This window comes from Streptomyces sp. NPDC058812, assembly GCF_042744565.1.
In the GTDB taxonomy this organism is placed as follows: domain Bacteria; phylum Actinomycetota; class Actinomycetes; order Streptomycetales; family Streptomycetaceae; genus Streptomyces; species Streptomyces thinghirensis.
Genome location: NZ_JBHYOB010000005.1, coordinates 140,564 through 166,658 on the forward strand (window position 1 = coordinate 140,564; position 26,095 = coordinate 166,658).

The following is a 26,095-nucleotide window of genomic DNA, read 5'->3' on the forward strand; positions in this document are numbered from 1 at the left end:
GGTTCACGTGCCGGGCGTGGTCAGATGTTGTAGATGCCGGTCTTGTAGCGGGCGAGGTTGGCCGGGTCGCGGAAGAACTCCACCGTGTGGGCGAGGCCCTGCTCCAGGTCGTGGCCAGGGCTCCAGCCGGTCGCCTCCCGCAGCCGGCCCGCGTCGGCCACCAGCCGCATCACCTCGGAGTTCGCCGGCCGCAGGCGCTGTGCGTCCTCCCGTACGTCCAGGGCGGTGTCCATCACCTTCCCGATGAGCGCCACCAGGTCGCCGACGGAGATCTCGCCGCCGGTTCCGGCGTTGAAGGTACGGCCCACGACCCGCTCGGCGGGCGCGGTGCCGACCGCCAGGAACGCCTGCGCGGTGTCCTTGACGAAGGTGAAGTCCCGGGTCGGACGCAGGTCGCCGAGGGTGATGGTGCGTTCGCCGGCCGCGACCTGGCCGATGACGGTGGGGATCACCGCCCGCATGGACTGCCGGGGACCGTAGGTGTTGAAGGGCCGCAGCGTCACCACCGGCGTGTCGAAACTGGCGTGGTAGCTGTCCGCCAGCCGGTCCCCGCCCGCCTTGGAGGCGGCGTACGGAGACTGGGTGTTGATGGGATGGTCCTCGGTGATCGGCACGGTCCGCGCGGTGCCGTACGTCTCACTGGTGGAGGTGTGCACCAGCCGGGGCGTGCCCTGGGCACGGACCGCCTCCAGCACGTTCAGCGTGCCGGTGACATTGGTGTCCACGTAGCTGTGCGGTGCCCGGTAGGAGTACGGGATGGCGATGAGGGCGGCCAGGTGGTAGACGCGGTCGGCGCCCTCGACGAGGTGCCGGACCGAACCGGGGTCCCGGACGTCGCCGAGAACGATCTCGACCTGATCGAGGACCTCGGGGGAGAGGGTCTCCAGCCAGCCGTAGGAGGAGAAGGAGTTGTACTGCGCCATGGCCCTCACCCGGTGCCCGGAGGCGACGAGCGCCTCGGTGAGGTGGGAGCCGATGAATCCCTCGGCTCCGGTGACGGCGGCGAGCGGTGTGGCGGTCACGCGAGGTCCTTCCGGTCGGTGAATCGGTGGGTGGCGAGGTGCGGGCAGGTGCGGGCCCGGCAGTCGTACGGCGGTCCCGCCGGCCTCACGCATGGGCCGCCGGCCGGCCCAGCAGCCGCAGTACGCACACCGTGAGACAGAGCGCGGCGGCGCCGCAGCACAGCGGCAGGGCGGTTGCCGAGCCCGGTGGCAGCCCGGCCAGGGCGACCGAGCCGGCGCCGGCGGCCGCCGCGAGACACAGGGCGGCCGGGGGCCAGGCCACGCCGAAGGCCTGGAGCAGCAGGGAGGTCCACAGGGCCGCCGCGAGCAGCAGCAGCGTGACGGGTTCGGCGTCGGCGAGCAGTGCCGCGGGCACCAGCGGACCGAGGTACACCAGCAGGCAGCCCGCGAGCACGGCGGCCGAGCGCAGCCGGAAACCCGCCGGGGTGCCGGTGGCCCGCAACGCCGCCACCGACAGCCCGCGGTAGCGGTACAGCAGCCACTCCGCCGGACCCATGCTCAGGGTCAGCACGATCACCGCCCACGGATGATCGCGGCCCGCCAGGAACACCAACGCCCCGGCGGCCAGCCCGAACAGGCCGTACGGCAGCGAGCGCAGCAGGTCCGGGCGGGCGGTGTCCGGTACCGGCGCGGTCGCCCGGGTGCCGCGCAGCGCCCAGCCGGCCGCGGCGGCCGCCCCCAGGAGCGACAGCAGCGGCAGCCCCGCCCGCAGAACGGTCCCTGGCTCCCACCACGGCAACGCCGCCGCGCCGGCGATCACCGGCGTGAGCGCGGCCAGCAGCAGCCGCTCCCGGCCCAGTACGAGCAGCACACCGGCCGCCGCGAGGTATCCGGACTGGGCCGTCACCGCCAACGCCGCCGCGCCGGACCCGGCGACCGACACTCCGGCCGCGGTCGCCGCGACGGCGCCCACCGGCGCCCCCTTGAGCAGAGTGCGCCCCGCCTCCCACCGCCCGGTCGCCAGCCGGAGATACGCCCGGTGGCCCAGCGCCTGGTTCCAGGCCCAGGAGAGGAGCCCCGCCACCACCAGGGCCCGCACCGCGCCGTCCTGGGGCAGCAGGCGGCCCGCGAGCGCGTAGGCGAGACCGGGAAGCGCGAACAGCGCGCCCCGCAGCGCGCACCGCACGTGGTCGGGCCGCCAGGGGTCGGCGGGGCGCGGCGGGTCCGGGAAGGTTCGCGGTATGCGCTCGTACAGCGCCGTGGCGAGGGAGAACAGGTCACGGTGCCCGTACCGTTCCCGGATCACCTCGCCGGTCAGCCCCTCGGACTCCAGCAGTGCGGCCACCTCGTAGGGATGGACGGCGGGCGCGATGCGGTGGGCCAGTTCGGCGGCCAGTTCGTCGACCGCGTCGTGCCGGGCGCCGTGCCCGGGGCGCACCAGGGCGAGCGTGTGCCGGTCGGCCGTGCGCAGGGCGAGCGTGCGGTCGTCGGCGAGGCGCAGCGCCAGCGTGTCCTGCTCCGCGCCACCCGGTTCCAGGGCCATGGGTCCGCTCATCCGGTCGCACTCCTCACCGGCGTGGCGCCCGCCGTCGCGAACGCGTCCTCTTCCGCGGCCGCGGCGCGGGCGGCCGTACCGCCGGACCCGGAGAGCTCCAGGTAGATGGACCGGAAGGTGTCGATGGTCTGACGGAGTGTGAACTGCTCGATCACCCTGAGCCGGGCCGCCTCGCCCATCGCCCGGCGGCGCGCGGCGTCGGCCAGCAGCTCCAGTGCCGCGGCGGCCATGGCGGCCGGATCGCGGGGCGGCACCACGAGACCGGTGTCGCCGACGGCCTCCCGCACGCCGCCCACGTCCGTGGAGACGGTCGCCCGGCCGCACGACATGGCCTCGATCAGGGTGAAGGGGAACCCCTCGCTGATGCTGGAGAGCATCACGACGTTCCCGGCGGCGTACGCGTCCTTGATGTCCTCGACCCGGCCCTCGAAGGTGACCGCGTCACCGTGCCCGAGTTCCGCCGCCAGCGCCTCGCAGCGCTCCCGGTAGACCTCGCCGCCGCGCGGTGTGCCGCCGAACAACCGCAGCCGGGCGGCGGGCAGTTCGGCCCGTACGAGGGCGAAGGCGCGGATCAGGGTCTCCAGGTCCTTGATCGGATCGACCCGTCCGGCCCAGCTGAGTACGGGTTCCGCGGGCTCGGGACCGGCGGGCGGGAACGCTGCCGGGTCCACGCCGTTGTAGACCGTGCGTATGGACTTCGGGGCCGCACCGCCCTGCTCCTCCCACAGCCGGTTGTAGCGGTTGCCCGGGGTGATCAGGGCGGCCCGGCGGTAGGTCTCCTCGGCCAGCAGCCGGAAGAAGCCCAACAGGAGTGCCTTCACCGGCCACCGGTAAGGGGCGGTGCGGTAGCCGAGGTAGCGCTCGCGCAGGTAGACGCCGTGTTCCGTCAGCAGCAGCGGCACGCCGTGCCGGTCCAGTCCGGCCAGTCCGGGCAGGACCGCGACACCGCCGCTGACCGCGTGCGCCACGCCGCCTTCCGGGTACGGCGCGGCCAGCGGACGCAGGGCGTGTTCCAGCAGCGAGGTCGCGGTCACCGCGTCGTGCAGGGTGGGCCGGGCCTCGCGCACGGCCAGTCCGGGTCGGTTCCAGACCGCGGTCAGGATGCCGATCGCCCGGTCCCCGCGCAGGAACGGACCGAGGCGGCCGTCCGCGGCGGCCCGCGCGAGCCGGTACAGGGCGGGGCCGAACCCGTCCTCGGCGCGCGGGTCGAGCAACGCGGTCACGAACCGCTCGTAGGCGTCGGCGAGCTGGTTGCGCTGCCGCCCGCGAGGCGGACGCCCTTGCGGTGCGGGCCCCCACATGGGGACGGAGACGACCCGGCAGACGTGCCCGGGGATGTCCCAGGCCAGTGGTTCGCGCCCGGTGCCGGTCACGGCGATGACGTCGAAGTCGAGGTCGGGCATGCCGGTGACGAGTTGGTCGCACCAGACGCTCACGCCGCCGTGACTGTGCGGGTAGGTGCCTTCGGTGAGCAGGGTGACGCGCGACGCGCCGGAGCGTCGCGCGCCGTGGGAAACGTGCATGGAGGTGCTCCACGGCCGAGGTGTGGGCTGATGGTGCGGGCTGACCGGACCTGCGGTGGTGGTGCGGCGCTCAGCGCTCCGCGCCGTAGGGCACCGGCTCGGTCACGCCGGCCGGTACGCGGGTGCGGGGCGCGGTGCGCGTCGCGGCGGCCGTGTCGCCGGGTCCGGCGGCGGCGGAGGGCGCGGTGGCCGACGACGGCAGGGTGAGGGAGAGCGGCCCGTCGACTGTCGGGGTCCAGCCGGACAGCGCGCCGGCGTAGGCGTCCCCGAAGCCCGTGCCCCCGTGCAGGGTGCCCGTGGGCATCGTCGCCGTCACGGCCACGCCGTCCGGTGCCTGGACGGTGACGGTGTCACCGATGCGGTGACCGGTGACCTGCCCGGCGTCGACCGCGCTCCGCCAGGCGGCGCGGCGCCGCATCTCGACGCCGATGTCCTCCATGCGGAGGTTCACCACGGGGGTGCTGTCGGCGAACAGGGCGTCGTAGCCCTCCAGCACGCCGTCGAGAACGGGGTACGCGATGCGGTCCTCGGCGAGGTTCGACTGGTGGATGAAGTGCGGCTTGGGGTCGTTGGACAGGACGTGCCCGAGCGCGATGCGCGTCTCCAGCGGCACGATGTGGCCGGCGTAGCCCGTGGCGGTGTCCAGCGGGGCGGCCAGGCAGGTGGAGGTGGCGGGGTTGTCCTCGCAGATGCCGCTGCCGCCCTGGGCGCGGCTGGTGTAGATCCAGTTGTACTCGTCGACCTGCTCGGCCGCCCGTCCGGCGTTGTAGAAGACGTTCATCGGATGGCGGGAGACGGTCGTGGCGCTGCCGACCCGCCGCTGGACGGGGTCGCGGGAGTTGTCCGAGGCGAGCCAGGCGATGCCGTTGTCCGCGAGGGCCGGCCCCAGGTTCGGATTGTCCTCGGGCTGCTGCGGGGTCACCTTCAGACCCGAGTGCTCGCCGGTCACCAACTCGTCGCCCTCCAGAGGGAGTCCGGCCTCCTCGCCCCACACGCGGTTGGTGGCGATCTCGTCGGCGATCTCGTTCCGGCTCACCCACCGGGTGCTGCCGTCAGGGTTGGTCGCGCACTTCCACGGGACGACGCCGACGTCCTGCCGGCAGCCCAGGAAGGCGTGCGTGTACGTGTGGTTGATCCAGCGGAACCGGTCCCGGTCGGCGATCAGCTTGTCCGCGAGCGGGTCGGCGCCGCCGTTGTCCTGGCGGTGGTCGACGCTGCCGGAGCCGTTGTAGGCCAGGTCGAGCGTGAAGTCACGGCTGTCCTGCCAGGCGGTGGCGTGGTCGACGTCGGCCGGGACCATGCGGATGGGGTTCGGCGTGCCCTCGCCCGGCGGGCAGTCCACGTCGCCGGGCGTGCAGTTGAGTTCGGTGTCCCAGCGGTCGTCGGCCGCGAAGACGTCGTCGACGTGCACGGCGAAGTAGTTGCGGTCGGCGCCGAGGTGGACCCCGCCGGTCATCCACTCCACGATGCCCCGGGCGAGCAGCCGGAACTGCTGCTGATGCTGGTTGTAGACGAACGTGACGACGAGTTCGCGCCGCCCGTCGTGCCGGTACTCGCCCACCAGTGAGCCCTTGGTCGCCCGCCCGGGTATCGCCGCCTGGACGTACGGCACGAAGTCGGCGCCCGGTGCGGGTGTCGAGAGGTAGGCGTAGGACTCGCCCACGGTGGGGGAGTTGTCCTCGAAGGGGACGGCACCGTCCAGGTACCCGAAGGGGCCGGCCAGCCCGGCCCGCGTCACCTCCGCGCGGACGCCGTCGACGCTGCCGGCGTACCCCGTGCCGACGGCGTACTGGAGCCCGACCTCGGGGCGCGCGTAGGTGTAGGCGTCGACCTGCGGGATCGCGTAGGTCCGCTCGTAGGACGCGAGCGCCGCCATCTCGGCGGAGTCCGCCGGGAAGGGGTTGTCGTTGGGGAGCACGACGGCCTGGAATCTGGCCCGCGGTCGTCCGTCCACGGTGTCCGCCAGGAAGCCGGCGTCGATCACGGGCCGGCCGGCGTCCCGGAGGTCGACCTCCGCGTACGGCGTGCCCGCGGTCTCCAGTTCGGCGGCGATCGCGTCGGTGGCCGGTCCTCCGTCGCTCACGACCAGCACGCGCAGGTCGATGCGCGGGGCCGGGGTGTCGGCGTGGACCGGGCCGGCCGGTAGGCCGAGCGACGCGATCAGCGCGCCCACTGCGAGCGCCGTAGTGCGAATGGTCCGCTTCATGCGGTGAGATTCCCTCCCCCGGGCAGGGGTGGGGCACGCTCCTGCCGGAGCACGCCCACCCCGTGACCACGCCGTCGCCCCTCTGAGACGCCGGTCGTCGACGTTTCCGTCGCGTCACATAGTGAGGCGCGTGTGGAGTTTTTGTGTGCCTGCTGCGGAACTTGACGGAAAAGCGTATGGGTCCATTTACCCGGCACGGGCACGGCGTGACTGGGCGGCGAACGCCTGGCTCCGCGTGTCGGACCACCCCGGCAGGCCCGTGTGCTGCTGCGAGCCGCGAAGTGACGGGCGCGGAATCCCGGCCTCCGTGGAGTGTGGGCGTCAATGGTCTCGACCAGTGCGCCGACCGGGTGTGGAGCGAGATCAGGTCAGCCGTGATGTTGCTCGCGCCGACGGCGGCCGGTCCGTCGCGGGCCGGCCGCCGTCGGCGCTCAGTGCGTGCGGGGACGTGCGGTCAGGCGCACAGGACGCGGGTCTCCGGCGTGTGGACCGGGCCGCCGTTGACGCTCGCGCTGTCGCTGAACTCCGCGTAGTAGTACGAGTAGAAACCGATGTTGCCGTTGCAGCCGGAGTCGGCGGCGACCTGGAGGGTCAGGGTGACGGTGCGGCTCTGGCCGGGCGGGATGGTGGCGCCGTAGTTGGCGCCGAGGTTGGCCGGTCCGGTCCCGGTGCACGGGACGGCGCCGGCCTCCGACGCCAGACTGCATCCGGTGAAGCTGTACTTGAGATCGGGCCGCTGGGTGGTCAGCCAGGTCGGGTCGATCGTCTGGTAGACGAACCAGATGTCGTACGTCTTGTTGTTCTTGATCGTCATCGACAGGTTCACCGTGCCGCCCGGCTGGGTGGTCGCCGCGTCGGTGGTGAACGTCAGCTCGGCCGGGGCGGGGTCGGCGGCGCTCGCGGAGGGCGCCAGGCCGAACAGGGCGAGGGCGAGGGCGATGATCGTGGCGAGACCGAAGCGTCTCGTTCGTGTGGATCGCATGGCCCGGGAGATTAGGCACGGCACCGGCGCATCGTCTGTACCGCCGGGAACACGGAGAACGGGGCTCGGCCGGAAGTGTGCGTTCGGTGAAGGGTCTGTGACGGCCTCGTCATAACCGGTGGTGGTCGGCGTTCGTGCACGACATCGAGAGGGGCCGCGCGGGCGGTCCTCGGATGCGCCGATGCCGGACCACCGGTCCTGTGTCCCGGTGGCAATGGCGGATTCCGGGTGCCCGCCGGTCACGGGGACCGGAAGACTCCCGCTCGCGCCGCCGCGGCCGCGGCTTCCGCGGCGCGGTCCGCCGCCGCCTCGTCCAGCGGCTCGTCGGTGGTCAGCAGGCGGTAGTAGAGGGGGGCGGAGACGGCGCGGATCACCTCGCGCGTGTCGGTTCCCTCGGGCAGCTCGCCGCGTTCGACGGCCTGGCGAGCGCAGGGCTCCCACTCCGCGACGCGGACGTCGTAGAACCGGTGGAGGGCGGCGGCCGCCTGCTCGTCGCAGGTCGCGGCGGCGATCATCGCCCTGAAGAGCGCGCCCTGGCGCGGGTCCGTCAGCGTGCGCCGCACGAGCCGGGCGTTCGCGCGCAGGTCGCCGAGGAGTGTGCCGGTCTCGGTGCGGGGGAGCGACTGTTCGGCCATGTCCGTCAGCAGGTCGGCGACCAGGTTGGCCGGGGTTCCCCAGCGCCGGTAGACCGTGGTCTTCCCGACCTCGGCGCGGCGGGCCACGTCCGCGAGATCGAGGCCGGCCAGGCCGTGCTCGGCCAGGGCGTCGCCGGCGGCCCGGAGTACGGCGGACCGTACGCGGGCGGTGCGTCCGCCCGGGCGGACGGTGCCGGCTCCCACACCTTCGGACGTCATAACGGTACTCCGGTTCCATTAGTAACTGGGTTCCTGTTAGCCTATGGACATCTTAACGGAACACATGTCCCGTTAATGGGTGGCGGGTCCTGCGCGTCGTACATCACCACGGCGCGACGGACGGCCGGACGAAGGGATGCGATGGTGGAATTCAGGAGACTGGGCGCGTCCGGGCTCATGGTCCCGGCACTGAGCTTCGGCGCGGGCACCTTCGGCGGGCGGGGGGAACTCTTCGGCGCCTGGGGCAGCACGGACGAGGCGGAGGCGCGCCGTCTGGTCGACATCTGCCTGGAGGCGGGGGTGACCATGTTCGACACCGCCGACGTCTACTCCGGCGGCGCTTCGGAAGAGGTGCTCGGCGCCGCCGTGAAGGGGCGGCGCGACCAGGTGATCATCTCCACCAAGGCCGGGCTGCCGATGGGTGACGGGCCGGCGGACGCGGGGACCTCGCGGGCGCGTCTGATCACGGCGGTCGACCAGGCCCTGCGTCGGCTGGGCACGGACTACATCGACCTCTTCCAGCTGCACGCCTTCGACGCCGGAACCCCCGTGCAGGAGGTGCTCTCCACGCTCGACGACCTCGTACGCGCCGGAAAGCTCCGCTACACCGGGGTTTCCAACTTCAGCGGATGGCAGCTGATGAAGTCGCTGGCCGACGCGGACGCCCGTGGGCACCAGCGCTACGCGGCGCACCAGGTCTACTACTCCCTCGTCGGCCGGGACTACGAGTGGGAACTCATGCCGCTGGCCCTCGATCAGGGTGTCGGAGCCGTCGTATGGAGCCCACTGGGGTGGGGGCGCCTCACCGGCCGGATCCGCCGCGGCCGGCCGCTCCCGGCCGACAGCCGACTGCACGCCACGGCCGACTACGGCCCGCCCGTGGCGGACGAGCTGCTGTTCCGGGTGGTCGACACGCTGGACGCCATCGCGGAGGAGACGGGCCGGACCGTGCCCCAGATCGCGATCAACTGGCTGCTGCGGCGCCCGACCGTCTCCTCGGTCATCATCGGCGCCCGCAACGAGGAGCAGCTACGGCAGAACCTGGGCGCCGTCGGGTGGGCGCTGACCGAGGAGCAGGTGGCCAGGCTCGACGCCGCGAGCGCCACGACGGCTCCCTACCCCTACTTCCCCTACGAACGTCAGGAGGGCTTCGCCCGTCTCAACCCCCACCCCTTGCGGCGCGCGGGCGTACCCCAGGGCTGACCTGGACTGTTCCGGCGGCGTGGGAACGGCATTGTCAGTGCCGTGCACCAGAATGCGGGCAAGCGAGATCAACACCGGCCGTAGCGGGTAGGCGGTCTCGAGTCCCCTGTCCCGGAAAGGCCACAGCCGATGCCGCTCACCGTCGTCCACGCGCAGACCGCCGAACCCCGCGCGACCGGTCACCGCGGGCCCCGCCCATGCGCACCGCTCAGTCCCGCTGGAGCCGACATCCTGCGGATAGTGGCCGACGCGCGTACCCCTGTGTTCGTCACCGTGCGCGAGGGCGGAGGGCGCAGATACAGCTACTGGCGGCCGCTGGACTCGGCCACGGGCAGGGGCGGCTGCTACGCGGTCCTGCCCACCGACGAGTGCGACAAGCTGCACGCCGCCGGCCGGATCACACTGGGCGAGCCGCTGACCGACCCGGCCAGGACCACCTACCGGGTCACGGCCGCCCGGACTTCGGGCGGGCCCGTTCGCGCCGTGCGGGGCCGGGCGTGCGCGGCGTGAGCACAGAGACGGGAGAGGCCCTGTGAAGCCGGAGAGTGAGGAGGCGGGGATGGCGAAGGCGGACGACGCCGGTGCCGACGCACCCGAGGAGGATCTCCTCGAAGGCCTGCGGATCGACGAGCGCAGGCCGGAGAAGCCGATCCTGCTCAACGCGGAGGGGAGCCCCATCGACACCTGGCGGGAGAACCATCCGTACGACCGCAGGGTCCGCAGGTCCGACTACGAGCGGCAGAAGCGGGTCCTGCAGATCGAGCTGCTCAAGATGCAGCGCTGGGCCAAGGAGACCGGTCAGCGGATCGTCGTCCTCTGCGAGGGCCGCGACGCGGCCGGCAAGGGCGGCACCATCCAGCGCTTCACCGAGCGCCTGAACCCCCGCGGCGCCCGTGTGGTCGCACTGGACAAGCCGACCGAGAGGGAGGCGGGGCAGTGGTACTTCCAGCGCTACGTCGCCCACCTGCCCGCCCGCGGCGAGATCGTCTTCTTCGACCGCTCCTGGTACAACCGGGCGGGCGTCGAGCGCGTGATGGGCTTCTGCACCGAGCCCCAGTACCGGCAGTTCCTCCAGCAGGCGCCGCTGTTCGAACGGCTGCTCACCGACGACGGCGTCCTGCTGGTGAAGTTCTGGTTCTCCGTTTCCCGGGCCGAGCAGCGGACCCGTTTCGCGATCCGCCAGGTCGACCCGGTCCGCCGCTGGAAACTCTCGCCGACGGACCTCTCCTCACTGGACCGCTGGGACGACTACACCGCGGCCAAGGTCGACATGTTTCGGGCCACCGACACGCCCCACGCACCCTGGACGGTGGTCAAGAACAACGACAAGCGCCGGGGCCGGCTGGAGGCCATGCGCAGCCTGCTGGACCGCTGCGACTATCCGGCGAAGGACGACAAGGCCGTGGGCAGTCCCGACCCGCTGATCGTGGGCGCCGCCGACACCCTGCTCGAAGCCGGTGAGGAACCCGTCGACCTCTCGCCGACACCGCTGGCCGGACACGGCGACGGGCCGGGGACCCACCCGGACCGGGCGGACTGACCCCGGCCGTCCACCCGGAAGCCCCGGGTGGCGCGCACCGACGCGGGCCGCGCGTGCGGCTCAGTGGTTCAGGGCCGCCCGGAGCGCGGGGTCCGACGCCGCCCGCCACACCGACGGGAGTTCCTCCTGCCGTGCGCGGGCTCCCGCCCGTTCCTGACCGTGGAGCAGGCCCCACGTGAACGCCGTCTCCCCCGCGCCGTGGGCCGCCACCGCCAGTGCCCGCAGCGTGTCCTGGGCGACGACGGCGTCCTGGTGCTCGCCGAGCAGCTTCTGCACCGCCTTGGCACGCTTGCCGAGGCGGGCGACGGGCTTGCCGAGTGCCGGGCGCGCCACCTCGGCCGCGTAACGCACCTTCTTGGCCGCCTTGCGCGCCTGGTGCAAAGCCGCGTCCCGGGTCTGCCCGGGCGGCTGCTCCAGCGCGTGGTCCATGCGTCCGGCGAGGCGGTCGTACTCCTTGAGGACCGCCTTGGCCATGACCGGGGCCGGTTTGCCCGCTGCCTTGGCGCGCAGCGGCGGCCGCCGGACCAGCCTGTCCAGCGCGTCCAGGAGACGCAGATAGCGGGCCGAGGCCAGGGCCTCCCGCGTGCGCGTCCGGCTCTCGTCGCCGCGGGACACGTCCCACACCCGCAGCCGTGCGGTGACCGGGCCGAGCACCAGGTCGTCGGGCAGCTCGGCGACCGCACCGCGGAGTCGTTCGCGCAGCACCTCCTGGTCCCGCTCGGCCCCCAGTTCACCCGCCAGCCACTTGAGCTCGGCGCGAAGGGGATCGGTGACCCGCCGGTCGAGAACCGACCGGTAGGAGCGCAGGCAGCCGCGCAGGCGCCGGCACGTGACACGCATCTTGTGCACCCCGTCGGGCAGGTCCCGGCGGACCGCCGGGTCCAGCGCCACCAGGATGCCGACCTGTTCGCGCGCGTACGCCTGCACGTACGCGCCCGGAGACCCGGGCACCACCTCGTCCGACGCCCGTCGCGGCGGCTCCACCTCCGCCGAGGCACCGGTGTCCCGCAACGCCCGGGCGAGCTTGGACGGGCTGTCCGACCGCGCGATCCCCTTCTTGCGCAGCTTGCGCTCCACAATGTCCAGCAGCCCGGCGGGGGCCCCGTCGGCGAGCTCGACCTCCAGTTCGCTCCACTCGGCACGGCCACCACCGGCCGACAACGAGTCGGCACGCACCTCGTCGAGACTGAGCTCGGCGAGCACCGTGCCCTGGGCATCGCGGAGGTGCCGTACCAAGCGGTCGGACCTGATGCGCACGACGGGACGCAGCTCCGCGCCCCGCGTGCGGGACAGGACGAGCTCGCGCAGTGCCTCCGGCACGTCGTCCGACAGCGCGGCCCGCACCTCCTCCCGGCTGTCCCCGGCGAGCGGGAGCTTCAGATGCCACCCGGCGTCCGAGCCGCCCGTCCGGCGGCGCAAGGTGGCCGACGTGCCGGCCAGCCGCAGATCCACGGTGTCGTGGTACACCGCGTCCAGCTCCTCGGTTCCGGCCTCGGTGACCGAGGCGACGGGACCGACGCCGGTGAGGTCCGGCAGCCCATCGGCGCCGGGGGAGGAGGGCTCGTACTTTCGCTCTGTCTCGCGCTTCGAGTGGGTCATATTGTGTCCTTCGACGCGATACGGCGGATCAAACGCGAGGTGCCGGTCTTGTTCGACGGCACGCCGTGAGAACCGGCTCATGCCTCACGCCGCACCGGGCACCCCGCGGTCGACCGGAAACGTGCCCGGTAGGTCGTGGGCGTGACGCCCAGAGTGCTCTGGAAGACACGGCGCATCGTTTCCGAGGAACCGAAGCCCGACCGGCCCGCCACCGCCTCGATGTGGTCGTTGCCCCCTTCGAGGAGGGCCTGCGCGCACTCCAGCCGTACGGATTCCAGGTACTGGGCGGTCGTCATCCCCGTCTCGGCCCGGAAGAGCCGCCGCAGGTGCCGGGCGCTGACCCCCGCGGCGCGGGCGAGGGACTCCGGGCCGTGCGGAGCGGACGGGTCGGCGGTCACGGCGTCCAGCACGGCGCGCACCACCGGGTGCCGCGCCTCGCGCGGGGTCAGGCGCGCGCTGAACTGCGACTGACCGCCCGGGCGGGCCATGAAGACGACGAGTTCGCGGGCCACCTCACGGGCCAGGCCCCCGCCGTGGTCGTCCTCGACCAGGGCCAGGGCCAGGTCGATGCCCGCGGTGACGCCCGCGGACGTCGTGACCGGGCCGTCCCGGACGAACACCGGGTCCGGTTCGACCGTCACCCGTGGGTAGGCGGCGGCCAGCTGCCCGGCGAGCCGCCAGTGCGTCGCGGCCCGCCGACCGTCGAGCAGCCCGGACTGCGCCAGCAGAAACGCCCCGGAACACACGGAGGTGATGCGGCGCGAGCGGCCGGCCAGTCCGGTCACGAGCGCCATCAGATCCGGCTCGGCGACGGCCTGCCGCCACTCCCGCCTCCCGGTCACCACCAGGGTGTCCAGCCGGCCGGGCAGCCCGGCCGGCCCGCCGTCCACACCCACCCTGACCCCGGAGGACGTCCGCACGTCCGTGCCGGACGGGGAGACCACCCGTACGTCGTAGCGGGCGCCGAAGAGGTTGGCCGTGGTGAAGACCTCGGCGGGACCGGTGACGTCGAGCAGCTGCACCCCGTCGAAGGCCGTCACCGCCACCGCACGCCGCGCGGACCCGGCCGTGCCTACTCCGCCCACGGGGAGTCCAGGACGGTGCGCACGAAGTCCCCGCGCTCGAAGCCCGGCACGTAGTGCGCGAGCACGTCCGCCTTGACGTTGCCGAACGTGGTGTCCGGCTTGGGGCGCACTCCGTCGGTGAAAGCCCCCAGGATGCGGCGCTTGAAGTCGGGACGCGGATGCAGGGCGACGACCGCGGCCCGGTCGGCATCGGGGACGTCGTGGTAGCCGATGCCGAGGACGTCGTACTCCACGCCCGCGGTCACCAGCGCCACCTCCGGTTCCATGAACTCCGGGACCCCGGGGGTGGTGTGCAGGGCGATCGCGGTCCACACCCGCCGGATGCCGTCCTCGGGCACGTCGTGCGCGCGCAGGAAGCGGCGCGCCTCGTCGGCGCTGTCCACCTCGAAGCGCCGGCCACTGCCGTGGAAGGCCTCGTTCAGGCCCAGGTCGTGGAACATGGCGCCGATATACAGCAGTTCCGGGTCGAAGTCGAGGTTCCGGTTGCGCCCCTGGAGGGCGCCGAAGAAGTACACCCGGCGCGAGTGGTGGTAGATCAGCTCGCTCGTGCTGTCCCGCACCAGCTCGGTCGCCTCCCGGGCCAACTCGGTGTCCGGGACGCGCACACCGGTCGTGGAAAGGTCGTTCGTCATCGCCAACCGCCTGCTCATCGGTCCGCCGGCGTCTCCGGCAGCCCTGCCCAGTCTGCGCAGCGCGCGGCGGCGGCGCCATGGCCGCCCGGCCGTACGACCCACAGATACGGACATGCGCCCCCGGACAGACCCTAGCCGGTGGCGACGAGCCAGGGCCGCGGATCGGTGTAGTACCCGTCGAGGACGACTTCGAAGTGCAGGTGGGGGCCGGTGGACAGGCCGGTGGAGCCGACCCGTCCGATCGGGGCGCCGGCCTCCAGGGTCTGTCCCACGGCGGCCTCCAGGGACGACAGGTGACTGTAGGTGGTCTCCAGGCGCTTGCCCTCGATGGTCCCGTGGTCGATCACCACGCGGTTGCCGTACGCGGTGGTCGACGCGGCGAACACGACGCGGCCCCGCCGGGCGGCGACGACCTGCGCTCCCTGGGGCGCGGCGAAGTCCACACCGGTGTGCAGCTTGGTCACCCCGGTCAGCGGATGCTCCCGCGACCCGTAGGGCGAGGTGATGGTGAGCGGGCTCACCGGTGCGGCCAGGAGCGCGCCGGCCGCCGCGCCCGTGCCGCCGCCGGACTCGGCCCGGTCGAGTGCCTCGTAACGCGGGAGCAGGGCCTCGACCTCGGCGAGGTAGGCCTTGGCCGTCGGGGGTACGCGCCCCGCCTTGGTCACGGCGTCCGTGCCCGACGAGTACGCGGCGAGGGTCAGGTCCACGAGGTCCCCGTTGACCCGGCCCTCGGTGCGCAGTTCGGTCACCTTCTCGGCCAGCGAGCAGTCCTGCCGGCCGAGCGCCATGATGGCGTCCGCCGGATCGCGGGGCGAGGAGTGCCCATTGCCGTCGTCGTCCCTGCCCCAGGTCCGCCACTCGTTGTCGGTGAAGGCGGCGATGCCCTTCTGGCCGGAGAGCGCGTCCGTGTCGTCGCTCCAGCCGGAGAGCTGGTCGATCTGGGCGGCGAGCACGGACGGTTCGAGGATCGTGCAGGCCGAGGCCGCCTTGCGCAGCCATGGGACGTAGGAGGGGTCGATGTCGACCGCCGCGGCCGGGTTCGTGCCGGAGTCCTCGGGCCACGGGGACGGCAGACCACCCGTCAGCGCGAGAAACGCGGCCACGCCGGTGACGGTCACCAGACCCGGCAACAGCAGCAGCGTCAAGGGCCCCGGACCGCGACGCTTCCGCTTGCCGGCCTGTTCCGGTTGACCCGGCCGTTCCGGCTGCTCGGGTCGTGCTGCTTGTTCCGGCTGTCGCTCGTCCGTGTCCACGGCCGCTTCCGCCACGGCCGGCCGCTCGTCGTTCACCGGGGCGCTCGCCGGGACCTGATGCTCACGAAGCCGAAGGTAACGCCCCGTTCCGGGGGCGTCAGGAGACCCCGAGGCAGAGGGAGATGTCCGAACGGGCAGGGCGGTGGCGGCCCGACGGGCAGACCGGCCGCGGCCTCGCCCGGCCCCACCGTCGTGGCATAGAGTCCCCGCCATGGGCGTCTCCTGAACCGACCGCACGGTCCACAGCCATCCGCCCGGCAGACGCCGGGCGTCGATCATGCGTTCCCGCGCGCTCACTCAGGAGACAGTCACCCATGCCCGTCCACTCCCGTTGCCCCGCTCTGGACGACCGCATCGCCCGGCTGCGGCAGCTCGCCCGATCCGAACCCCGTCTCGAAGGCGTACTCCTCTACGGCTCCTGGACGGTCGGCGAGGCCGACGCCCACTCCGACATCGAGGCCTACCTCTACGTCCAGGACGAGCACCTCGACGAGTTCGACGCCCGGGCGTTCCTCGAACAGCTCGCCCCGCTCCGCCTCGCGTACACCAACATGTACGGCATCCTCGCCGTCGTCTTCGACGACCTGATGCGCGGCGAGTTCCACATCACGCCGGCCGGTCCCGGCATCGAGGAGGTGCCGACCTGGGAGGGCATGGTGCACCTGCCCCGCCCCGAGGCCGCCGTCCTGCTGGACCGCACCGGCCGCCTCACCCGGGCCGCCCGGCGCCTGGCCGCGTTCCGTCCGCCCGAGCCCGCCGCCACCGCACAGCAGCTCACCGACGAACTGGCCAACTGGACCCTGATGCTGGCCCACGTCCTGGCCCGCGGTGAAGTGGCCCGCGCCCACGCGCTGCTCCACGGCGTCGTCGCACCGCAGCAGCTGCGGCTCTGCCGGCTCCTGCGGGACAGCACCGCACACTGGCTGACTCCCAGCCGGGCACTGGAACAGGACGTGCCCGCCGCCGACGTCGACCGGTACACCGCCACCACCGCCGCCGTCCGGGCGGGAGAGGTGCGCACGGCCGCCCGCAACAGCTGGCAGTGGAGCCGGGAACTGAGCGCCGAGGCAGCCGGCCGGTGGTCGGTCCGGGTGCCGCGACGGCTGCACGAACAGATCGCGGAGCTGCTGGCGGTGAACCGTCCAGAGTGAGCCGCGACGGGTGCGGAGCGGATCGGGGACGCCCACACGGTCCCGGTGCGGCCGGGTCTGGCAAGGCGGGGGTCTACTCCGATAGCTTGCTGGTGCGGCCCCGCGTTCTCCCCCGTACGCGGGGCCGCACCAGTCCGCGACGGGAGTGAACGCGCTCATGGTGACCGTCACGACGCGTCGGTCGCCGCATGCCCGGGAACGATGGAAGCGAGCCGGCCGGGAGCCGTGATCACCGGGCTGCCGCAGGGCTGGTAGCGTCGCGTGGTCGCGGCGGGCGGCGCGAGAGAGGTGTCGGTGCGTGGATGAGCGGCAGGACCGTGAGTGGGTGGCGATGACACCGGGCGATTTCGACCGGGACGCCCCACTGGTCCTCAACGTGGGCACCGGGCCCTCCACCGTCCCGGCCGAGCCGGACGAGTACGGCACGGCACCCCTGTTCGGTGATACGGCACCCGCACCGAGCACCCCCCGCCGGATCCGGCGGGGACGGCCCTCACCCGCCCAGGAGCGGCTGTTCTGACCGTCCCCGCCAGGGGTCAGGACGCGGGAACCTCATCCACGAAGCCCGTACCGGCGGTGCGGTATCCGGCGACCTTCGCGGCGACCTGCGCCGGGGTGAGCACCTGGTCCTTGACGTGCAGGACGTAGTCGACCTGCTGGTCGTAGGCGCGCGGGGTCGTCGACGTCTGCCCGTTCAGGTCGATCAGCCACTGGTTGAAGTTGATCGACATCGGCCGCTCGGGCAGGTACCGCGCGTCATGCGTGCCGAAGTGCTGCCCGTCCACGTAGTACGTGATGGCGCTGTCGTCGATCGTGACGACGAGGTCGTGCCAGCCCGCGTAGCTGATGCGCTGCTCCGAGTGCTGGTTGACGGCCTGCCAGGGATCCGGGTTGTAGGTCTCCCAGGAGGTCGTGTAGAGGATGTTCGACGGCTCGCCCCACCCTCCGTTCGGCAGGTACTCGAAGTCGTACTCGGCGTAGTCGTCGGCCATCGGGGCCTTGAGGTCGTTGATGGTGAAGAACGTCTGCACCAGGTGGTCCCCGTCCGGCCCCGACTTGGGGGCGTCGGAGAATTTCACGCGCGCCGCGTAGGTGCCGTTCTTGAACTTCATGTCCTTGGTGAGGACCTCGGTGTGCGTGGTGGACGCGCCGGTGCCCGCCGTGGACGTCTCCAGGTTCATCACCGAGTTGCCGCCGGCGGAGACGAAGGTGACCTTGGACGGGTCCCAGGTCGCGCCGGGGACACCGGGCCCGCCGGAGTTGGCGCGTACGCTCCAGCCGTGCGCGGAGATGTCCGGGTCGGTGTGCGAGCTGTAGTCGAAGTCGTCGAACAGGGTCTGTCCGCCACCGGGCGGGTCCGTCGGGTCGGGGGGATCGGTCGGGTCGGTGGGGTCGTTGCCCTCGGGAGCCGCGCCCCACACGGTGGCGCCGGCCAGTTGGGCGGTGACCTTGTCCCAGTCGGCGTACGAGGTCCGGGCGCCGTCGAACGAGTAGTCGTCGCTCTGCCGGACCGTCTGCCAACTGGTCTGGTGGAAGCGCAGCTGCATGTCACCGGTGTCCGCGCCGGGTGCCAGGCTGCCGGCCGCCGAGGTGAAGCCGATCTCCAGGTAGCGGTCGGCCGTCGCGGTGGGGTTGCTCAGCGTGCCGAACGTGCCGGTGACGGCGGAACAACCCCGCACCGCCCAGGAGCAGGCGAAGCGGTAGGAGGCGTTCGGTGAGTCCGCCTTGAAGTAGTAGCGGACCTTCACCTGGCTGAGCTGCACGGTGGAGGTGCCGGTGTTGCGCACCTTGAGCCAGGGTTCCGTCTGGTCGGCGGTGGCTCCGCTCGCGCTGGTGCGGTACTGCACGGCGAGACCGCCTGCCTCGGGCGCGGCCTGCGCGGGGAGGGCGGTCAGGGCGCCGCCGCCCAGGAGAGCCGCCAGGGCGAGCGCCAGGCGGGCGCGGCTGACGGTGGGTCGGGTTCTCATCCGGGATCCTTTCGGCACGGCTTCCGCCGGTGCGGAAACCTCGGTGGTGACGCGTGGCGTGGGGGACACGACGGTGAACCGGTCGGCATCGGTGCTCAGCGGACACCGCCCACCCGCGGCGGCACGGGCACGGTGGGCGGCGGGTCGGCGTGCGGGACGTTCAGCGCGTCCAGCCGGGCACGGTGCCCTTCCAGCCGGGCGGTGAAGTCCCGCCAGCCCGACGTGCCGTCCCAGACCCGCTCGGCGAGCGCGCACAGCCGGGGATAGGTGAGGTACTCGATGTGCTCGGGCGTCGGGACGAACTCGGTCCACAACTGCCCCTGCGCGCCCAGCACCCGGGAGGCGACCCGCGGATCCGGCGTCGGCGGCGCGAGATCCACGTCGTACACCGCGCGCAGGTCGACGACGGTGCCGGGCTGGCCGGGGGGTTCCTCGGTGCCGGGACCGCGTGCGTAGTCGAAGTAGGTGGTGCGGTGGTCGGCGTGGACGACGTCGTGCCCGCGCTGCGCCGCCGCGCGGGCGTGTCCGGGTTCGCGCCAGCTCATCACCGTGCACTCCAGGGGGAGAGGGACGTCGTTCTCGGCCCAGACGACCGGCCGACGGCCCGCCCGCACGAGGTGCCCGGCCATACGGGCGATGAACCACGGGTGCAGCGCGCGGGGGCCCGGCAGCCCTTCACGGGCGGCGCGGGCCCGCGCCGCCGGACTCCGCTCCCACTCGGTGGTGGGGCACTCGTCGCCGCCGATGTGGACGTACGGCGAGGAGAAGACGTCCATCACCTCGTCCAGGACGGTGCGGAAGAAGTCCAGGACGTGGTCGTCGGTGCCGAGGACGTTCTCGCACACGCCCCAGTGCGTCCACACGTCCAGGCGGCGCGTGGGGTCGGTGCCCAGCTCGGGGTGGGCGGCCAGGGCGGCGCGGACATGTCCCGGTACGCCGGTCTCCGGGAGCACGGTCACACCGCGCTCGGCCGCGTACGCGACCAGCTCCCGCAGTTCGGCACGGGTGTACGAGCCGCCGTGCGGTACGCCGTCGAAGCGGTCGCTGCCGGCGGGGCCGGCCATCGACTCCGTCCGCCGGCCACCGACCTCGGTGAGCCTCGGGTAGGCGGCCACCGGCATCCGCCAGCCCTGGTCGTCGGTGAGATGGAGGTGGAAGACGTTCAGCTTGTGCAGCGCCATCAGGTCGACATAGCGCCGCAGGTAGGGCACCGGCTGGAAGTGCCGGGCCACGTCGAGCATGGAGCCGCGCCAGGCGTGGCGGGGTACGTCGGTGATCTCCACGGCGGGCAGGTCCCACGAGACACCGCGCACCGGCCGCTCGGACAGGGCTTCGTAGGGCAGGAGTTGCCGCACCGTCTGCACTGCGCGCAGGAGCCCGGCCGGGTGGGCGGCGCGCAGCAGGGCGCCCCCCGGGCTCACGGTCAGGCCGTAGCCCTCGTCACCTAGGCCGGTGAGGGCGGGGTCGAGCGCGAGGACGAAGGCACCGTCGGCGGCTGCCTCCAGCCGCAGTCCGGTGGCCGGGGCGAGGAGGGTGCGAAGCAGGTTCGCGGCCGCTTCGGCACCCGGGGTGACCCGCAGCCGGGTCGTGCCGTCGAGCCGGAAACGGCCGGAGCGGGTGGAGATGCGGCGGGGACGGGGCACGAGGGCCAGTTCGGGGCGTGGCAGTTCCACGGGACGGCTCCGGTGGTCGGCGGTGCACGACGGGCGGGGAGGTGGGCGGGGGACGGCGCACGCGGTCAGCCCTTGACGCCTCCCGAGGCCAGCCCGGCCGTCACATGGCGTTGCAGGGCGAGGAAGATGACCAGCGCGGGCAGGGCGAAGAGGGTGGAGGCCGCCATGGTGGCCCCCCAGTCGGTGCCGAAGGTCGACTGGAACGAGGAGAGCCACACCGGCAGCGTCCGGCTGTCCTGCTGCTTGATGATGAGGAAGTTGGCGTAGGTGAACTCGTTCCACGCGGTGATGAAGCCGAACAGCGAGGTGGCCATGAGGCCGGGTGCCAGCAGCGGGAACGCGACCTTGCGGAAGGCGCCGGCCCGGGTGCAGCCGTCGACCTGCGCGGCCTCCTCCAGTTCGGGCGGGATGCCGGCGATGAAGCCGCGCAGCACGACCACCGTGAACGGCAGCGTGATCATGAAGTAGATCAGGGTGAGTGTCGGGAGCCGGTCGAGCATGCCGGTGTCGCGGGAGATGATGTAGATCGGGATGATCAGTGACTCCCAGGGCGCCATCTGCGCGATGAACACCGCGAGCACGAACTGCCGACGCCCGCGCCAGCGCAGCCGCGCCACGGCGTACGCGGCGCCGAGCGCGACGACCAGGGCCAGCAGTACGGCGCTGAGGGTGACCAGGATGCTGTTGCGCCAGAACAGGGCGAAGCCGTCGGCGCCGACCGCCCGCTGGAAGTGGTCGAACGTCCAGGCACGGGGGATCAGCCGGGGATCGTACGACTGGATGTCCGTGGACGGTTTGAAGGCGGTCGTGACCATCCAGTACACGGGGAACAGGCAGATCACCACGGTGAGCGCGGCGGCGGCGTTGAGCGGGAGGCGGCGCAGCGCGCGTCGGGCCGAGGGGCGCGAGGTGCTCACAGCTGCTCACTCTCCTGGCGGAACAGTTGACGGAAATAGAGGACGAGGACGCCGCTCATCAGCAGGACCGTGAGCATCGATGCGGCGGAGCCCAGGTCGTAGCGCTGGCCGGCGAGCGCGGTCTGCACGGCGTACACCGGCAGGATGGTGGTGGCCTCGCCCGGTCCGCCGCGGGTCATCACCCAGATCTGCACGAACGCCTTGAAGGTCCAGATCACTTCGAGGGACAGGACCAGCATGAAGATCGGCCGGATCAGCGGGAACGTCACCGAGCGGAAGACGCGCGCGCCGCCCGCGCCGTCCATCCGCGCCGACTCGTACAGTTCGGCCGGCACCGTGACCAGGGCCGAGTAGAGCGTGATCGCCGCGAACGGCACGGACTGCCAGACGATCAGGACCACGACGATGGCGAACGCGGTACCGCCGTGCGCGAACCAGGTGTAGCCCTCGTACGAGGAGAGGCCGAGACCGGTGAGGGTCTCGTTGACGATGCCGAACTCGGAGTGGAACAGCCACTGGAAGACCGTGGTGGCCGCCACCACGGGCACGGCCCACACCAGCACCAGGGAACTGAGGACCACGGTCCTGGCCGCCCTGCCGAGCCGCTCGGCCATCAGCGCGACCAGCGTGGACAGCACCATGATCGCGACCACGTTGACGGCCATGAACACGAAGGTCCGGCGCACCACCTCCCAGAACTGCGGGTCGCCCAGCAGGGTGCGGTAGTTGCGCAGCCCGACGAAGTCGGCGTCGCCGAGGATCAGCTGACGCAGCCGGAAGTCCTGGAAGGAGATGAGTACGGCGCGGGCCAGGGGATAGACCAGCAGGTAGAGCATGCCCAGCACGGCGGGCGCGATCAGCAGGTACGGCCAGAGGGAGCCCGGGCGGGCCCCGCCACGCCTGCCCGGGCGCCCGGGGGCGGCGCGCGGCGGGCGGCTGACCTTGCGCGGCCCACTCCGCTCACGGACGGTCGACACGGCGCCTCCTGGTCGTCGGGGTGTCGGAGTCGGCTGCTGTCAGGAGTCGCTGTTGAGCGTGTCGGTGATCGTCCGGGACGCCTTGGCGGCCTCGGACTCGGCGTCACGACCGGTGAGTACGGCCGTCATGTACTCCTTGATCGGGTTCTTCGCCTCGACCGCCGCCCACTGCGGGGTGTTGGGGGTGGCGTGTCCGTTCACGGCGCCGGCCGCCATGGCCGCGGTGCCGGGGTCGGCGGCGACGGCGCCCGCGAGGGTGGTCTTGTTCGGTACGTAGCTCATGGCGACCGCGAGCTTCTTCTGCCAGGCGTCTCCGGTCAGTTCCCGGATGAAGGTGAACGCCTCCTCCTGGTGCGCGGCGACGGCCGGGACGACCAGGTCGGAACCGCCGGTGAAGACGGCGCCCGGCCGGTCGGCGGTCTTGCCGGGGATCGGGAAGAAGCCCAGCTTCCCCTTCAGTGCGGGGTTCTTCTCCTCGATGACCTTGGCGCCGCCGGGGACGGCGATGATCTGGGCCACCTGCCCCTTCGCCATGACCTCCGCCTGCGGCGGCTGGGCCTCGTCGGAGTCCTTGGGGCCCTTGCCGAGGGCCTGGAGGCGCTGGTAGAAGTCCATGGCCCGCAGTGCCTCGGGACTGTCGAGGCCGCCCTTCCACTCGCCGCCGGACTCGACGGCGAGGTCGCCGCCCTCGTCCCAGACGAAGCCGGACAGGACGTACCAGTTCTGTCCGGGCAGGTAGATGCCCTGCGTGCCGCCCTTGTCGAGCTTGCCGGTGGCGGCGATCCACTGGTCCCGGGTCTTGATCCCGGCGGCGTCCACACCGGCCTTCTCGAACAGGTCGGTGCGGTGGATCACGACCCGGTTGGCGGCGTAGTACGGGATGCCGTACTGCTTGCCGTCGTACGCCCCGGGCTCGGCGAGCCCCTTGAGCCAGTCGCTGCCGCCGAGTTCGTCCACCCGGTCCGAGAGGTCGGTGAGGCCGCCGCTCTGGGCGTACTGGGCGACCTGGGTGTTGCCGACCTCGATGACGTCCGGGGCGCCGTTGCTGGCCAGCGCCGCGGTGACCTTCTCGCCGATGCCCTCCCACTCCTGGATCTGGATCTTCAGGTCGATGTCGGGATGGGACTTCTCGAAGCCCGTCTCGAACTGCTTCTGGAAGTCGGCCGAGACGCTGTCGCGCATGAGCCACACGTCGAGGGCGGTCCTGCCGCCGGCACCGTCCGACGCGTCGCCGGACGAGGAGCAGGCGGCGAGCCCGACGCTGAGCACCAGCGTGGAGAACAGGGCGAGCGGGCGGTACTTCACGGTTCACCTCTGGGAGAGCTGGAAGGGACGAAGCGCCCACACTTGACCAGTAAGGGGTGTGCGGTTTACCAGTCGGCGTTGGTCGAAGGTGGCATGGACCAATGAGGTCGTCAACCCCCCGCGTATGAGGGGCGTTTCGGCCGAGCTGCGCGATGCGTGGCTGGTTCGCGACTGATGTGGACAGGTAAACTCGGCTGACCAGCAGACCAGTTACGGGAGTACTGCATGGAGATCGACGCCGCCGCCTCCGGTGCGGTGCTCAAGCGTGAGCGTGTCCGCGACGCGATCCTGGAACTCATCGAGGAGCGGCGCCCGGGTGACGCGATTCCCTCCGAGCGCACCCTGTGTGCCGAACTCGGGGTGTCCCGGCCGACTTTGCGTGCCGCGGTCGATGAGCTGGTGGTCGCCGGGCTGCTGGTGCGCGAGCACGGCCGGGGCATGTTCGTCGCCGCCGAGAAGATCACCCAGGAACTGGTCTCCGACCGGCGGGCCTTCAGCCTGCCGCCGGCCGCGGGTGCCTGGACCAGCAGACTGCTGGAGGTCCGTACCCTGCCCGCCGGTGCCCGGGTGGGCCGCAAGCTGCGCATGTCGCCGGCGGCGCAGATCCACTACGTGGCCCGGTTGCGGCTGGTCGACGGCTCGCCCATGGCCATCGAGTACCTGCACGTCCCGGCCGACCTCGTCTCGGACCTGACCAGTGACGAACTGGAGCAGGGCGACCTGTACGAGCACCTGAACGAGCGGCACGCCGTCCGGGTCGACGAGGCCGTGCAGTCGATCGAACCCACCGTGGTGACCCGCGCGGAGGCCGACCTGCTCGACGTACCCGAACTGTCCCCGGCGTTGCTCTTCGAGCGCCTGACCACCGACACGCGCGGCCGTCCGGTCGAGTACGTGCACTCCCTCTACCGCGGCGACCGCTACCGCATCGTCTCCCGGCTCACCCTGGGCCCGCGGGACCAGGCGCCGCCGACGCGCGAAGGGCATCACCCGGGTATCCCGCCAGGTGACTTCACGAACGGAGACCCCGTCACGCTCTCGACGCGCGGAGTGGTGCAGGACGGAATGTGATGCCCTTTCGATGCGCGGAGATGCTCGGAACGGCTATGTATCGAGCACGTATTGACATGCAACGGCTGAGCCCGCAGAGTCTTGCCCCGAAAGCGCTCGACAGCCCGACCGAGCTCCACCGCGCTTCACCGTGCTCGACAACGCCCGACCGCGCCCCGCCCGTGATGCCGACCGCCCACGAGGAGTGTTGCCGTCATGTCCGAAACGCCCGCTGTCTCACGCCGACTGCTTCTGGGCTCGGCCGTCGCCACCACTGCGGTCGCGGCCGGGATGACCGGGTCCACCCCGTCCGCGTCGGCGGCGGCCGAACCGGCGCCCCGTCGCAGGCCCGGCCAGAAGTCGATGATCGGGGTGCCCTTCGACGCCCGCAGAACCGTCCGCGTCGGTGTCATCGGCCTCGGCAACCGGGGCGGCGGCATGATCACCGGCTGGGCGGCCGTCCCCGGCTGCACCGTGACCGCCGTCTGCGACATCCGCGCCGACCGTGCGAAACGCGCCGCGGACCGCCTGGAGAGCAAGGGCAATCCACGCCCCGCCGAGTACGGCGGCTCCGCCGACTCCTACGCCCGGATGCTCCGGCGGGACGACATCGACCTGGTGTACATCGCCACACCGTGGGAGTTCCACTACGAACACGGCAGGGCGGCGCTGCTCAGCGGCAAGCACGCCCTGGTGGAGCTGCCCATCGCGACGGAACTGCGTCAGCTGTGGGACCTCGTCGACACCTCCGAGCGCACCCGCAGGCACCTGCTCCTGTCCGAGAACTGCAGCTACGGCCGCAACGAACTGGCCATGCTCAGGGGAGCGCACGACGGCCTGTTCGGGGACATCACCAACGGCCACGGCGGCTACCTGCACGACCTGCGCGAACTCCTCTTCTCCGACACCTACTACACCGACTCCTGGCGGCGGCTCTGGCACACCCGCAGCACGGCCTCCTTCTACCCCATGCACGGGCTGGCCCCGATCGCGGCGGCCATGGACATCAACCGCGGCGACCGCATGGCCACGCTGCGCGCCACCGCGACCGCCCCGAAGGGGCTGGCCGACTACCGCGCGCGCTTCGTGCCGAGGGGCCACCCCTCCTGGAAAGAGACCTACATCAACGGTGACCTGGTCACCTGCATGATCGAAACGGAGAAGGGCAGGACGATCCGGGCGGAGCACGACGTGAGTTCACCCCGGCCGTACAGCCGGATCAACACCCTCGCCGGCAGCCGCGGGATCGTCGAGGACTACGCGGGGCCCTCCCCGACCGGTGCCCGGATCTACGTCGAACCGGACCACAGCGGCCACTCCTGGCGCGATTTCGAGGGCTACCGCAAGGAGTACGACCACTGGCTGTGGCAGAAGGTCGGCGACGACGCCGCCAACAACGGCGGCCACGGCGGCATGGACTACGTCCTGCAGTGGCGCACCGTCCAGCTGATGCGGGCGGGGCTGGTGCCGGACATCGACGTCTACGACTCGGCCGCCTGGTGCGCGCCCGTCCCCCTGAGCGTCACGTCGCTGGCCAGGGGCGGCCGTCCCGTCGAGATCCCCGACTTCACCCGTGGTGCCTGGCGTGAGCGCAGGCCCGGACTCGACTCGACGCCCACCGAGATGCCGCCCGTCGGCTGAGCGGAAGACGGACGGCACCG

General features: G+C 72.2%; 22 protein-coding genes. 7 read left to right on the forward strand and 15 right to left on the reverse strand.

Annotated elements, in window-relative coordinates:
- Positions 1 to 20: 20 nt before the first annotated feature.
- The 6 genes from ACFW48_RS12490 to ACFW48_RS12515 all read right to left on the reverse strand — a co-directional run bounded on the left by ACFW48_RS12490 (position 21) and on the right by ACFW48_RS12515 (position 8,082).
- The gene (locus ACFW48_RS12490) at positions 21 to 1,022 is read right to left on the reverse strand and encodes an SDR family NAD(P)-dependent oxidoreductase (protein WP_386313381.1); all 1,002 of its coding nucleotides are present in this window, start codon (positions 1,020 to 1,022) and stop codon (positions 21 to 23) included.
- Between the two features lie 85 nt (positions 1,023 to 1,107).
- Positions 1,108 to 2,517, reverse strand: coding sequence for a hypothetical protein (locus ACFW48_RS12495; protein ID WP_386313384.1), 1,410 nt, complete (start codon positions 2,515 to 2,517; stop codon positions 1,108 to 1,110).
- On the reverse strand, positions 2,514 to 4,040 hold the full coding sequence (pelF, locus tag ACFW48_RS12500; protein ID WP_386313385.1) for a GT4 family glycosyltransferase PelF: 1,527 nt from the start codon (positions 4,038 to 4,040) through the stop codon (positions 2,514 to 2,516). The genes ACFW48_RS12495 and pelF overlap by 4 nt, the downstream gene beginning before the upstream one ends.
- Positions 4,041 to 4,110: 70 nt before the next feature.
- The gene (locus tag ACFW48_RS12505; protein WP_386313388.1) at positions 4,111 to 6,246 is read right to left on the reverse strand and encodes a hypothetical protein; all 2,136 of its coding nucleotides are present in this window, start codon (positions 6,244 to 6,246) and stop codon (positions 4,111 to 4,113) included.
- Between the two features lie 454 nt (positions 6,247 to 6,700).
- A complete protein-coding gene (locus tag ACFW48_RS12510) occupies positions 6,701 to 7,228 on the reverse strand; it encodes a hypothetical protein (RefSeq protein WP_386313391.1) in 528 nt (175 codons plus the stop codon).
- 239 nt (positions 7,229 to 7,467) lie between these two features.
- Entirely contained in the window at positions 7,468 to 8,082 is a 615-nt protein-coding gene (locus ACFW48_RS12515; protein ID WP_386313394.1) for a TetR/AcrR family transcriptional regulator C-terminal ligand-binding domain-containing protein, read from the reverse strand.
- 144 nt (positions 8,083 to 8,226) lie between these two features.
- Here ACFW48_RS12515 and ACFW48_RS12520 point away from each other — a divergent pair, with 144 nt between their 5' ends.
- The 3 genes from ACFW48_RS12520 to ppk2 all read left to right on the forward strand — a co-directional run bounded on the left by ACFW48_RS12520 (position 8,227) and on the right by ppk2 (position 10,825).
- Positions 8,227 to 9,285 (forward strand): aldo/keto reductase, encoded by a 1,059-nt coding sequence (locus tag ACFW48_RS12520; RefSeq protein WP_386313970.1) that lies wholly within the window; start codon positions 8,227 to 8,229, stop codon positions 9,283 to 9,285.
- 240 nt (positions 9,286 to 9,525) lie between these two features.
- Positions 9,526 to 9,795 carry a hypothetical protein gene (locus ACFW48_RS12525; RefSeq protein ID WP_386313396.1) on the forward strand — a complete coding sequence of 90 codons (270 nt, stop codon included), beginning with the start codon at positions 9,526 to 9,528 and terminating at the stop codon, positions 9,793 to 9,795.
- A gap of 49 nt (positions 9,796 to 9,844) precedes the next feature.
- Positions 9,845 to 10,825 (forward strand): polyphosphate kinase 2, encoded by a 981-nt coding sequence (gene ppk2 / locus ACFW48_RS12530; RefSeq protein ID WP_386313399.1) that lies wholly within the window; start codon positions 9,845 to 9,847, stop codon positions 10,823 to 10,825.
- A gap of 60 nt (positions 10,826 to 10,885) precedes the next feature.
- Here the strand turns inward: ppk2 and ACFW48_RS12535 are convergent, their stop codons facing one another.
- From ACFW48_RS12535 to ACFW48_RS12550, 4 genes are all read right to left on the reverse strand, one after another.
- The gene (locus ACFW48_RS12535) at positions 10,886 to 12,424 is read right to left on the reverse strand and encodes a CHAD domain-containing protein (protein WP_386313401.1); all 1,539 of its coding nucleotides are present in this window, start codon (positions 12,422 to 12,424) and stop codon (positions 10,886 to 10,888) included.
- Positions 12,425 to 12,501: 77 nt separating this feature from the next.
- Positions 12,502 to 13,509 carry a GlxA family transcriptional regulator gene (locus ACFW48_RS12540; protein WP_386313403.1) on the reverse strand — a complete coding sequence of 336 codons (1,008 nt, stop codon included), beginning with the start codon at positions 13,507 to 13,509 and terminating at the stop codon, positions 12,502 to 12,504.
- Entirely contained in the window at positions 13,497 to 14,141 is a 645-nt protein-coding gene (locus tag ACFW48_RS12545) for an HD domain-containing protein (RefSeq protein WP_386313406.1), read from the reverse strand. The genes ACFW48_RS12540 and ACFW48_RS12545 overlap by 13 nt, the downstream gene beginning before the upstream one ends.
- 131 nt (positions 14,142 to 14,272) lie before the next feature.
- Entirely contained in the window at positions 14,273 to 15,430 is a 1,158-nt protein-coding gene (locus ACFW48_RS12550; protein WP_386313408.1) for a M23 family metallopeptidase, read from the reverse strand.
- A gap of 278 nt (positions 15,431 to 15,708) precedes the next feature.
- Between ACFW48_RS12550 and ACFW48_RS12555 the strand changes: the two genes are divergently transcribed.
- Both ACFW48_RS12555 and ACFW48_RS12560 read left to right on the forward strand, forming a co-directional pair.
- Positions 15,709 to 16,545 carry a nucleotidyltransferase domain-containing protein gene (locus ACFW48_RS12555; RefSeq protein ID WP_386313411.1) on the forward strand — a complete coding sequence of 279 codons (837 nt, stop codon included), beginning with the start codon at positions 15,709 to 15,711 and terminating at the stop codon, positions 16,543 to 16,545.
- Between the two features lie 298 nt (positions 16,546 to 16,843).
- The gene (locus ACFW48_RS12560; protein WP_386313414.1) at positions 16,844 to 17,065 is read left to right on the forward strand and encodes a hypothetical protein; all 222 of its coding nucleotides are present in this window, start codon (positions 16,844 to 16,846) and stop codon (positions 17,063 to 17,065) included.
- Positions 17,066 to 17,081: 16 nt separating this feature from the next.
- Here ACFW48_RS12560 and ACFW48_RS12565 read toward each other — a convergent pair whose 3' ends face one another.
- The 5 genes from ACFW48_RS12565 to ACFW48_RS12585 all read right to left on the reverse strand — a co-directional run bounded on the left by ACFW48_RS12565 (position 17,082) and on the right by ACFW48_RS12585 (position 23,384).
- On the reverse strand, positions 17,082 to 18,512 hold the full coding sequence (locus tag ACFW48_RS12565) for a cellulose binding domain-containing protein (RefSeq protein WP_386313416.1): 1,431 nt from the start codon (positions 18,510 to 18,512) through the stop codon (positions 17,082 to 17,084).
- 95 nt (positions 18,513 to 18,607) lie between these two features.
- On the reverse strand, positions 18,608 to 20,185 hold the full coding sequence (locus ACFW48_RS12570; RefSeq protein ID WP_386313418.1) for a beta-N-acetylhexosaminidase: 1,578 nt from the start codon (positions 20,183 to 20,185) through the stop codon (positions 18,608 to 18,610).
- Between the two features lie 65 nt (positions 20,186 to 20,250).
- On the reverse strand, positions 20,251 to 21,102 hold the full coding sequence (locus tag ACFW48_RS12575) for a carbohydrate ABC transporter permease (protein WP_386313421.1): 852 nt from the start codon (positions 21,100 to 21,102) through the stop codon (positions 20,251 to 20,253).
- Positions 21,099 to 22,079, reverse strand: coding sequence for a carbohydrate ABC transporter permease (locus ACFW48_RS12580; RefSeq protein ID WP_386313424.1), 981 nt, complete (start codon positions 22,077 to 22,079; stop codon positions 21,099 to 21,101). The genes ACFW48_RS12575 and ACFW48_RS12580 overlap by 4 nt, the downstream gene beginning before the upstream one ends.
- A gap of 39 nt (positions 22,080 to 22,118) precedes the next feature.
- On the reverse strand, positions 22,119 to 23,384 hold the full coding sequence (locus ACFW48_RS12585) for an extracellular solute-binding protein (RefSeq protein ID WP_386313427.1): 1,266 nt from the start codon (positions 23,382 to 23,384) through the stop codon (positions 22,119 to 22,121).
- Positions 23,385 to 23,609: 225 nt separating this feature from the next.
- Here ACFW48_RS12585 and ACFW48_RS12590 point away from each other — a divergent pair, with 225 nt between their 5' ends.
- Positions 23,610 to 24,455, forward strand: coding sequence for a GntR family transcriptional regulator (locus ACFW48_RS12590; protein WP_386313430.1), 846 nt, complete (start codon positions 23,610 to 23,612; stop codon positions 24,453 to 24,455).
- A gap of 195 nt (positions 24,456 to 24,650) precedes the next feature.
- Entirely contained in the window at positions 24,651 to 26,075 is a 1,425-nt protein-coding gene (locus ACFW48_RS12595) for a Gfo/Idh/MocA family protein (RefSeq protein ID WP_386313433.1), read from the forward strand.
- Positions 26,076 to 26,095 lie beyond the last annotated feature (20 nt).